Source organism: Mesorhizobium sp. f-mel, from assembly GCF_053850215.1.
The window spans coordinates 117,516-128,196 of the sequence record NZ_JBSPTO010000017.1 but is presented as its reverse complement, the minus strand read 5'-3'; the positions used below and the strand labels follow the sequence as shown (position 1 = coordinate 128,196).

The 10,681-nt window shown below is 61.3% G+C and carries 9 protein-coding genes; 8 read left to right on the top strand and 1 reads right to left on the bottom strand.

All coding sequences use genetic code 11. The annotated features are described in order from the left end of the window. Window positions 1-102 precede the first annotated feature (102 nt). Window positions 103-930: a MurR/RpiR family transcriptional regulator gene (locus ACWUKX_RS20505; protein ID WP_287115143.1), complete on the bottom strand. Its 828-nt coding sequence runs from the start codon at window positions 928-930 to the stop codon at window positions 103-105. 149 nt (window positions 931-1,079) lie between these two features. On the opposite strand from ACWUKX_RS20505, the gene ACWUKX_RS20500 reads away from it, so the two are divergent. The 8 genes from ACWUKX_RS20500 to ACWUKX_RS20465 all read left to right on the top strand — a co-directional run bounded on the left by ACWUKX_RS20500 (window position 1,080) and on the right by ACWUKX_RS20465 (window position 10,673). Further along, entirely contained in the window at window positions 1,080-1,901 is an 822-nt protein-coding gene (locus ACWUKX_RS20500; RefSeq protein ID WP_456008667.1) for an N-formylglutamate amidohydrolase, read from the top strand. Between the two features lie 21 nt (window positions 1,902-1,922). Next, on the top strand, window positions 1,923-3,437 hold the full coding sequence (locus tag ACWUKX_RS20495) for an amino acid permease (protein ID WP_456008666.1): 1,515 nt from the start codon (window positions 1,923-1,925) through the stop codon (window positions 3,435-3,437). Between the two features lie 93 nt (window positions 3,438-3,530). After that, entirely contained in the window at window positions 3,531-4,901 is a 1,371-nt protein-coding gene (locus tag ACWUKX_RS20490; protein WP_456008665.1) for a glutamine synthetase family protein, read from the top strand. Between the two features lie 87 nt (window positions 4,902-4,988). Next, complete coding sequence (locus ACWUKX_RS20485; RefSeq protein WP_456008664.1) at window positions 4,989-6,377, top strand: aldehyde dehydrogenase family protein; 1,389 nt, start codon at window positions 4,989-4,991, stop codon at window positions 6,375-6,377. Between the two features lie 17 nt (window positions 6,378-6,394). After that, window positions 6,395-7,567 carry an iron-containing alcohol dehydrogenase gene (locus ACWUKX_RS20480; protein WP_456008663.1) on the top strand — a complete coding sequence of 391 codons (1,173 nt, stop codon included), beginning with the start codon at window positions 6,395-6,397 and terminating at the stop codon, window positions 7,565-7,567. A gap of 243 nt (window positions 7,568-7,810) precedes the next feature. Beyond that, window positions 7,811-8,917: an ABC transporter substrate-binding protein gene (locus tag ACWUKX_RS20475; protein WP_456008662.1), complete on the top strand. Its 1,107-nt coding sequence runs from the start codon at window positions 7,811-7,813 to the stop codon at window positions 8,915-8,917. A 71-nt stretch (window positions 8,918-8,988) separates the two neighbouring features. Next, window positions 8,989-9,882, top strand: coding sequence for an ABC transporter permease (locus ACWUKX_RS20470; RefSeq protein ID WP_456008661.1), 894 nt, complete (start codon window positions 8,989-8,991; stop codon window positions 9,880-9,882). Beyond that, window positions 9,879-10,673, top strand: coding sequence for an ABC transporter permease (locus ACWUKX_RS20465; protein ID WP_095517253.1), 795 nt, complete (start codon window positions 9,879-9,881; stop codon window positions 10,671-10,673). The genes ACWUKX_RS20470 and ACWUKX_RS20465 overlap by 4 nt, the downstream gene beginning before the upstream one ends. Window positions 10,674-10,681: the final 8 nt, after the last annotated feature.

Sequence of the window (10,681 nt, the reverse complement as noted above, 5' to 3'; positions counted from 1 at the left end):
CCCCGCAACCAAATACCCAAAACGGCCCGCCTCAGTGCGGGCCGTTTTGCGTTTGCGGCCTGCCGCGGTTGAGTTTGGCATCTACGGCATCGACGGCGCCCGCTACCGCAGGCTTTCCAGCTCGCGGATTCGTTTGGCGCCGTCGGCCTCGAGCTGCCGGGTGACGGCACCGATCAGCGTTTCGGCAACGACGAAAAGGGCCGCCGAAGAGTCCCAGGCCGAGGGCACGGCGGTGCGCCCGGCGATGACATGGCGGGCGAAGCGAGCGATCGGCGACAGCCACTGGTCGGTGAACAGCACGATCTGCACGCCGCGCTGATGCGCCGTCTCGGCGAAACGGACCAAGCTGTCCTGGTAGCGCCTGATGTCGAAGATCACCAGCACGTCCCGCTTTCCCATGTCGATCAGCCGGTCGCGCCAGACGCTTTCCTGTCCGGCGAGGTGAAAGACATTGGGCTGGATGATGGCGAGGTGGGCGGCCATGTAGCGCGCCAGTGGATCGGTGAAGCGGCCACCGATCAGGAAGGTCTTGCCGCGCCGGTCGGCAAGCTTTGCGACGATGTCGGCAAGCTGTTTGTCGGACAGGTGCCTGAACGTCTCGCGCATGTTGTCGAGCGTCGCCTCCAGCATCGGCGACACTGCGCCGCCGTTCGGCGATGGCGGGTTGAGCGTCCGTGACGCCGGCGACTGCAGTTGCGCCGCCAGCTCGTCCTGCAGCGCCGACTGAAATTCCGGGTAGTTCTGCAAGCCGAGCCGGGCGACGAAACGCAGGATGGTCGGCGAGGAAACGCCGGCGGCAGCTGAGAACTCGGCGACCGTCTTCAGGCCGATCAGCGGGTAATTGGCGATCAGCGTTTGCGCCGCGCGGCGCTCGCCCGCCGGCATCGTGCCGATGCGGTCCGAGATCAGTTCGGCAATGCTCGAAATCATCTTTTGCCACCCTGGCCGTTTTGCCGAAATCGCATATGACCCGAAATCGCGTTTGACAAAGCCGGATAAACTGTATGAAATCATCCACAGGGACGCAATGAGACAAAATACGTAATATACGATACAGCGCTCCCCGGGGACTGAAAACAATGGAGACAGCACGGCCCGCCAGCCTTGCATCGCCTGAAACCGTGAGGGTGACGAACCCTGGCGGATCGAGCCCTTTCGTGCTGACCTGCGATCACGCCTCCAACTTCCTGCCGCCGGAATTCGGAACGCTCGGCCTTGCTGCCGGAGAGCTTTCCCGCCACATCGCCTGGGACCCCGGCGCGCTCCCGGTCGCCCGCCGCATGGCCGAGGCGCTTGACGCCACGCTGGTCGAGACCCGCATTTCGCGCCTTGTCATCGACTGCAACCGGCCACTGGACGCGCCCGACCTGGTGCCGCCGGTCAGCGAGACCACGGCCATTCCGGGCAATACCGGCCTGTCGGAAAAGCAGCGCGCCGCGCGCATCGCTCTGTCCTGGCAACCCTTCCATGATGCGGTCGCGAGTATCATCAACAAAAGGCTGGCGCGCGGGTTCGAGACGCGGCTGGTTTCAATCCATTCCTTCACCCCGGTCTACAAAGGTATGAGCCGGCCCTGGCACATCGGCATCATCCATGACGAGGATCGCCGGCTGGCAGCGCCGCTTGTCGCCGCGCTGCAGCGACTCGCCGGCGTCACGGTCGGCATCAACGAACCCTATTCGCCGGCCGACCGCGTCTATTTCACGCTGGAACGGCACGCGCGTCCGCGGGGGTTACCCTGCGCGATGATCGAAATCCGCAACGACGAAATATCCGACGAAGCCGGGCAGCGAAAATGGGCGGATCTGCTCACGGGGATCTTTTCCGATCTCGAGCCGTCATCCGGTTCCCAGGGATCTGGCCGGCGCGGGCTCGGCCATCCGGTGGAACCGGTCAACTGACAAGAAGAAGGGGACTTTCACATGGCAGGCGGTAATACGAAGCAAGTCGGCAGCGTCGCCTACGCGAAGCGCGACAAATCTTATTTCGAGGACCGGCAACTGGTGCGTCACGCCAATGTCTGGCATCTGTGGGCGCTCGGCGTCGGTGCCGTCATATCGGGACATTTTTCGGGCTGGAATTTCGGATTCGGGACGGGCGGCTGGGGCGGCATGCTGGTGGCCGGCATCATCATTGCCATCATGTATATCGGCCTCGTCTTCTCGATCGCCGAGATGAGCCCGGCTTTGCCGCACACCGGCGCTGCATACTCCTTCGCCCGGACGGCGATGGGGCCATGGGGCGGCTTCATCACCGGACTTTGCGAAAACGTCGAGTATGTTGTGACGCCCGCCGTCATCGCCTTCTTCATTGGCTCCTACATGGGAGGCATCTGGTCGGTCGCCTTTCCCGACTCCAGCGTCTGGCCACCACTTTGGTGGCTGGTGACCTATGCCGTGTTCCTGGCGCTGAATATTTTCGGCGTCGCGCTGTCCTTCCGCGTCACCCTGGTCGTGACGCTGCTGTCGCTCGCCGTGCTGATCGTATTCTGGATCAGCGCCATTCCGAGCATGGACTTTTCGCGCTGGGCGCTGAACATCGATGTCGGCCCGGACGGAGCGGCGATGGAACTTCCCGAAGGCAATGGCTCGATGTTCCCGTTCGGCTTCTCGGGCGTGCTGGCGACGCTGCCCTTCGCGGTGTGGTTGTTCCTGGCGATCGAGCAGCTTCCGCTGGCGGCCGAAGAATCGGTCGACCCCAAGCGCGATATGCCGCGCGGCATTATCGCCGGCATGCTGACGCTGATCGTCTCGGCCTTCATGATCGTGCTGCTCAACCCGTCGGTCGTCGGAGTCGGTTCCTTCAAACTCGCCACTTCCGGCGAGCCTTTGCTTGACGGGTTCCGGGCGATTTATGGCGACTCGGGCGCAGTGCTGCTCGGCCTCATCGCGCTGATTGGGTTGATCGCAAGCTTCCACACCATCATTTTCGCCATGGGCCGCCAGGTCTATTCGCTGAGCCGCGCGGGCTATTTCCCGTCGGCGCTGTCGGTGACCCACAAATCCTACAAGACTCCCTATGTGGCGATGTTTGCGGGCGCCATCGTCGGCTTCGGCATCATGCTGATCATGTGGTTCGCGCTTGGCGGCGATACGGCCGGTTCGCTCATCGGCTCGGTGTTGCTGAACATGGCGGTGTTCGGGGCGATGTTCTCCTACATCCTGCAGGCGGTGTCCTTCATCATGCTGCGTCAGAACCAGCCGAACATGGAGCGTCCTTATCGCAGCCCGCTCGGCGTCCCGGGCGCCGTGCTGACGATCGTCATCGGCGTGGTCACCCTGCTCTACCAGATTCAGGACGCGAACTTCACCAAGGGCGTGGTGTGGGTGGCGCTGTGGTTCGCCATCGCGATCGTCTATTTCGGGCTGGTCGGCCGTCACAAGCTGATCCTGTCGCCGGAAGAAGAGTTCGCGCTGGAGCACGCGCAGAAAGCCTGACCTGTCTCGAACCCAAAAACACCCGGCCGCTTCTCGCGGCCGGGTCCAGATTTGAACTCTCGAAGCGCCACAAAGGCGGCGGAGCTTGCAAGAATGGCCGGAAATTTTTCGTTCGATCAGTTGAAGAAAGCGGTCTCCAGCGGGGAGGTCGACACGGTGCTCGCCTGCATCGTCGACATGCAGGGGCGGCTGGCGGGAAAGCGGTTCCTGGCCCAGTATTTCGTCGATTCCGCCCATGATGAGACGCATGGCTGCAACTATCTATTGGCCGCCGACATCGATATGGAGCCGGTGCCCGGCTATAAGGCGGCGAGCTGGTCGAAGGGTTACGGCGACTTCATCATGAAGCCCGATTTGTCGACGCTGCGGCGCATTCCATGGCTGGAAAAGACGGCGCTTGTGATCTGCGACGTGCTCGACCACCACACCCATGATGACCTGCCGCATTCGCCGCGCGCCATCCTGAAGAAGCAGGTCAAACGGCTGAGCGAGCGCGGCTATATCGGCTATTTCGCCTCCGAGCTCGAATTCTATCTGTTCAGCGAAACCTACGATTCCGCTCGCAAGAAGCACTGGCAAGGCCTCGACACAGCCTCGCCCTATATCGGCGACTACCAGATCGGCATCACCACCAAGGAAGAAGGCGTCATGCGCCGGCTGCGCAACGAGATGGAAGCGGCCGGCATACCGATCGAGAACTCCAAGGGCGAGTGGGGTCCGGGCCAGGAAGAAATCAACGTCCGCTATGCCGAGGCGCTCGACATGGCCGACCGCCACGTCATCCTGAAGAACGGCGCCAAGGAGATCGCCGAGTCTGAAGGCAAGGCGATTTCGTTCATGGCCAAGTACAATTACGGGCTGGCCGGCAATTCCAGCCACATCCACAATTCGCTGTGGAGCGCCGACGGCAAGACGCCGCTTTTTTATGACAAGAATGCCGAATGGACGCTGTCTACGCTCGGCCAGCAATGGGCGGCGGGCCAGCTCAAATACGCCAAGGAATTCACCTGGTTCCTGGCGCCCTACATCAACTCCTACAAACGCTTCCAGGCCGGCACTTTCGCGCCGACCAAGATCATGTGGAGCGAGGACAACCGCACCGCCGGTTTCCGCCTGTGCGGCGAGGGCACCAAGGGCATCCGCATGGAATGCCGCATCGGCGGCGCCGATCTGAACCCCTATCTCGCCTTCGCCGCGCTGATCGCGGCCGGCCTTGCCGGCATCGACGAAAAGCTTGAACTGCAAAAACCCTTCGTCGGCGATGCCTATCAAGCCTCGCAGCTGCCGGAAATTCCGAAGACCCTGCGTGATGCCACCGAGACGCTGGCGAAATCGGAGATGCTGAAGCAGGCGCTCGGCGACGGCGTGCTCGAGCATTATGTCCATACGGCACACTGGGAGCAGTTCGAATACGACCGCCGCATTACCGATTGGGAACTGCACAGGGGGTTCGAGCGGTACTAAACTACGCCAGTGCTGCCTTCGGCCTTTGGTGCCGGACGGACGGGCGGCCCAAACCGAGATTGTCATTAACCGTGAGGACTCAAAGGAATGACCGAAACGGTCAAGATAAAATCTCCCGTCGATGGTTCGATCTATGCCGAGCGGCCTGTGGCCACGGACCAGGCGATCAATGCGGCGGTCGAGCGTGCCAAGGCGGCGCAGGAGAAATGGGCTGAGACACCGATCGTCGAACGCGGCAAATACATGCTTGCCATGTTGGAAGCGTTGGTCGCCATGACCGACGAGATCGTGCCGGAGATCGCCTGGCAGATGGGTCGTCCGGTGCGCTATGGCGGCGAGTTCGGCGGCGTCAGGGAACGTACCAGCTACATGGTCGAGATCGCGGAAGCGGCACTCAAGCCGGTCCTCGCCTCCAATCCGAAGGACGGGTTTCGCCGCTATGTGAAGAAGGTGCCGCTCGGCGTGGTCATGGTGATTGCGCCGTGGAACTATCCCTATCTCACCGCCGTCAACACCATCGTGCCGGCGCTGATGGCCGGCAGTGCCGTCATCCTTAAGCATGCGGCGCAGACGCTGCTGGTCGGCGAACGTTTTCAACAGGCGTTCGACAAAGCAGGCCTGCCCAAGGCTCTGTTCCAGAACCTCGTCATGAACCATGTGCAGACCGAAAAACTGCTCGGCTCGGGCAAGATCGACCATGTCAATTTCACCGGCTCGGTTGGCGGTGGCCGCGCCATCGAAAAGGCCGCGGCAGGCACCTTCATGACGCTCGGCCTCGAACTCGGCGGCAAGGACCCGGCCTATGTCCTGGCCGACGCCAAGATGGATCATGCCGTCGCTAACCTGGTCGACGGGGCCTTCTACAATTCCGGCCAGTGCTGCTGCGGCATCGAGCGCGTCTATGTCCATGAGAAGGTCTATGATGAATTCATCGAAGGCTTTATCGCCGAAACCAAGAACTACGTCGTCGGCAACCCACTCGACCAGGCGACGACGATGGGGCCGATGGCACAGGCGCGCTTCGCCGACCTGATCCGCGAGCAGAAGGCCGAGGCGCTGCGCAAGGGCGCCAAGGCCCACATCAACATGAAGGTTGCCAATGACGAGCAAGGCTCGCCCTATCTGGCGCCGGAAGTGCTGACCGGGGTCGATCATCAGATGAGTGTTATGCGCGAGGAAAGTTTTGGGCCGATCGTCGGCATCATGAAGGTGCGCAACGACGAAGAGGCGATCGCGCTGATGAACGACAGCCCCTATGGGCTGACAGCCTCGATCTGGACGCCCGACACCGAGCATGCGGCGGCGATCGGCGATCGCATCGAGACCGGCACCGTGTTCATGAACCGCTGCGACTATCTTGATCCGGCGCTGGTCTGGACCGGTGTCAAGGACACCGGCAAGGGCGCCGCACTGTCGGCCATCGGCTACGACAATCTGACCAGGCCGAAATCATACCATCTACGTGAAGCCATCTGATTTTTCGAAAGATAAAAATGACAAAATTGATTTCCAAATGGAACTATCCGACAACCGTGCGCTTCGGCGCCGGGCGCATCAAGGAATTGCCTGATGTGCTTGATGCCACCGGCATCAAGCGGCCGCTCTTCGTTACCGATCCGGGGCTAGCCAAGCTGCCGGTGGTCGCCTCGACGCTGAAGATCCTCGACGACGCCAAAGTACCCTATGGCGTGTTTTCCGAGGTCAAGCCGAACCCGGTCGACTCCAACCTGACCGCCGGCATTGCCGTGTTCCAGAAGGGCAAGCATGACGGCGTCATAGCCTTCGGCGGCGGCTCGGCGCTCGACCTCGGCAAGCTGATCGCCTTCCAGGCCGGCCAGGCGCGGCCGGTCTGGGATTTCGAAGATATCAGTGACTGGTGGACGCGCGCCAACTCCGATGCGATCGCACCGATCATCGCCGTGCCGACCACCGCCGGCACCGGCTCGGAGGTCGGCCGCGCCGGCGTCATCACCAATGAAGCGACCCACACCAAGAAGGTCATCTTCCATCCGAAACTTTTGCCGGCCATCGTCATCGCCGATCCGGAGTTGTCGGTCGGCATGCCGGGCTTCATCACCGCCGGCACAGGCATGGACGCGCTTGCTCACTGCCTCGAGGCCTATTGCGCGCCGGGCTATCATCCGATGGCCGACGGCATCGCTGTCGAAGGCGTGCGGCTCGTCTTCGAGAACCTGCCGAAGGCCTATGCCAACGGTAAGGATCTCGTCGCCCGCGCCCACATGATGAGTGCGGCCGCCATGGGCGCCGCCGCTTTCCAGAAGGGGCTGGGTGCCATCCACTCGCTGTCGCATCCGATCGGCGCGCTCTACGACACCCATCACGGCATGACCAACGCCGTGTTCATGCCTTATGTGCTGGCTTTCAACCGCGAGGCCATCGAGGTGCGCATCGCCCGGCTCGCAGCTTATTGCGGCATCAAGGGCGGCTTCGACGGCTTCGCCAAGGCCGTCATCAAGCTTCGCAAGGAATTGAAGGTGCCGCACGCGCTGCCGGGCCTAATCAAGGGGCTCGACATGGACAAGAAGCGCAAGGGCCTGATCGCCGACATGGCGGTGGTCGATCCCACCGCCGGCGGCAACCCGGTCAAGCTGACCAGGAAGGCGGCGCTGACGCTGCTCGACAATGCCATTGCCGGCACCGTCTGAGACGGTTTTGCGCGCCGAAAGTTGATCTGGGAAATTGAGGCAAAGAAAGGGGAAAAGATGAAAGGTAAGACAGAAATTCGTTAGCCGGAAAAATAATCGCGGGGCGATTGCTACAGCCGGTTAAAAAGAGTTTACTTTTTCGTACTGCAGGGCATCGCTTTCACAAAGCTTTCATCGGGCTGTCACACGAAAACGATACCGCATCGCAGGCGTCCAACGGCGTCAGTTCAACGGAGAGAACACATGTTCAAATTCACGGGAAAAGTGCTTTCCCTTACGGCCGTCGCCCTGATGGCGACCTCTGCCATCTCGTCGGCGCAGTCCATGGATGAACTGGTCGCCGCCGCCAAGGCGGAAGGCCAGCTCACCACCATCGCGCTGCCGCACAGCTGGTGCGGCTACGGCGACGTCATCGCCGGCTTCAAGTCGAAGTATCCGGAAATCACCATCAACGAGCTCAATCCCGATGCCGGCTCCGGCGATGAGATCGAGGCGATCAAGGCCAACAAGGACAATAAGGGCCCGCAGGCGCCTGATGTCATCGACGTCGGCCTGTCGTTTGGCCCGTCCGCCAAGGCAGACGGCCTGATCCAGCCCTACAAGGTGTCGACCTGGGATTCGATCCCTGACAGCGCCAAGGACGCCGACGGCTACTGGTACGGCGACTACTACGGCGTGCTCGCCTTCGGCGTGAACAAGGCCGTCGTGCAGAACGCACCACAGGACTGGGCTGACCTGCTGAAGCCGGAATATGCCAACTCGGTGGCGCTCGCCGGTGACCCGCGCACCTCGAACAACGCCGTCATGTCGGTCTACGCTTCGGGCCTCGCGGCTGGCGGTACCGGCGGCCAGGACGCCGCCGCCAAGGGTCTGCAGTTCTTCAAGCAGCTCAACGATGCCGGCAACTTCGTGCCGGTCGACGGTGAAGCGGCAGCTGTCGCCCAGGGCACGACGCCGATCGTGATGAACTGGGACTACAACCTGCTCGCCATGCGCGACAAGATGGCTGGCAATCCGGAAATCGAAATCGTCGTGCCAAAGGGAGCAGTGGTCGCAGGCGTCTACGTACAGGCGATCAGCGCCTATGCGCCGCATCCGAACGCCGCCAAACTGTGGATGGAGTATCTCTACTCGGACGAAGGGCAGCTGGGCTGGCTGAAGGGCTACTGCCACCCGATCCGCTTCAATGATCTCGCCAAGAAGGGCGTGATCCCGAAGGAGATGCTGGACAAGCTGCCGGCCGCCGAGAACTACGAAAAAGCGATCTTTCCAACCTTGGAGGAACAGAACGCCGCCAAGAAGGAAATCAGCACGAACTGGGATGCCATCGTTGGCGCCGTCGTGAAGTAATTCATAGGGCGCCGGCCGTTCGCGGCCGGCGCCCTATGCCAGACTTCGGGAATTCCATGGCAGACTCCACAATGTCCCAGACAGCCCGCGTCAGTCCTGGCGCGCCGGAGATCAGCCGCCTTCGGCTGCCACTGCATTGGTTAGGCGTAACTCCGTTCTTCGTTTTCGCGCTGGTCTTTCTGATCCTGCCCACTGTAGGGCTGATCGCGGGCGCGTTCAAAAATGCAGCCGGCGACTATACGTTCGACAACATCATTGCGTTGTCGCAACCCAAGCTCGCCGCAGCCTATTGGGTATCCATTCAGATCAGCTTTGTCTCTGCGGTCCTTGGTGCCTTGATCGGCCTGGCCATGGCGGTGGCAGTGGTTCGCGGAGGCTTGCCGCCGTGGTTACGCTCGGCAACCTTGACCTTCTCGGGCGTTGCCTCGAATTTCGCGGGCGTACCGCTGGCATTCTCGTTCATTGCAACGCTAGGTCGGCTCGGAGTGGCGACGATCCTGTTGCGTGACGTTTTCGGCATCAACATCTATTCGCTCGGCTTCAGTATCTTTTCGTTTTGGGGCCTGATTCTCACCTATCTCTATTTCCAGATTCCATTGATGATCGTCATCATCACGCCGGCGGTCGATGGGTTGAAGAAGGAATGGGGCGAAGCTGCCGCCACGCTCGGGGCAACCAATTGGCAATATTGGCGCATGGTGGTCATCCCGGTGTTATGGCCGAGCTTTCTCGGTACGACGGTCCTCCTCTTTGCCAATGCCTTCGGGGCGGTCGCAACGGCCTATGCACTGACGGGGCCGTCACTCAACATCGCGCCAATCCAGCTGTTCGCGCAGATTCGCGGCGACGTGCTGTACAATCCGAATCTAGGCTACGCGCTTGCGTTCGGCATGATCGTCATCACCGGCCTGGCCAACCTATTCTATATCTTGTTCCAACGGCGAGCCGAACGGTGGCTGAAATGAAGCAAGGCAGCCGCTTTTGGGCTTGGCTCGTTTTTGGCGTGGGAACCACTTATTTTGTCCTGCCGCTTTTGGCGACCTTTGAATTCTCTTTGCGTAAGCGGCGAGGGGAATACTCCTTTGACGCCTACCGCTCAGTCTTCGGAGATCCGAATTTCCAGACGACATTTACCTATTCCGTCGTTGTGGCGATCTTCACCATCCTTTTGGGCGTGCTGCTCGTTGTCCCGACGGCCTACTGGATACGGCTGCGGCTACCGAATCTGCGGCCGGTCATAGAGTTCATAACGCTGCTGCCGCTGGTTATCCCCGCTATCGTCATCGTCTTCGGCTACATCAGAATGTTCGGTTCGAATTCAACGCTGCCCTTTCTGGCGACAGCGCGCGGCACCGATGCTCTGCTGGTCATCGGCTATGCAGTGCTGGCGCTGCCTTATATGTACCGGGCGGTCGATACCGGTCTCAGGACCATCGACGTCAGAACGCTCACCGAAGCCGCGCAAATCCTCGGCGCCGGCTGGACCACCATCATCGCCCGCATCATCCTGCCGAACGTACTGATCGCTGTCTTATCCGGCGCGTTCCTGAGTTTTGCCATCGTTATCGGCGAGTTCACCATGGCCTCGCTGTTGAATCGCCCAGCCTTTGGCCCCTATCTGCAGAACATCGGCGCCAACAGTGCCTATGAGCCGTCGGCACTGGCGCTCATTTCGTTCGCCATCACCTGGGGCTGCATGTCGCTGATCCAGATCCTGTCGCGTTTTGCGCCGCGATCGGCGAACCGGCCAAACTGATCGAAAAG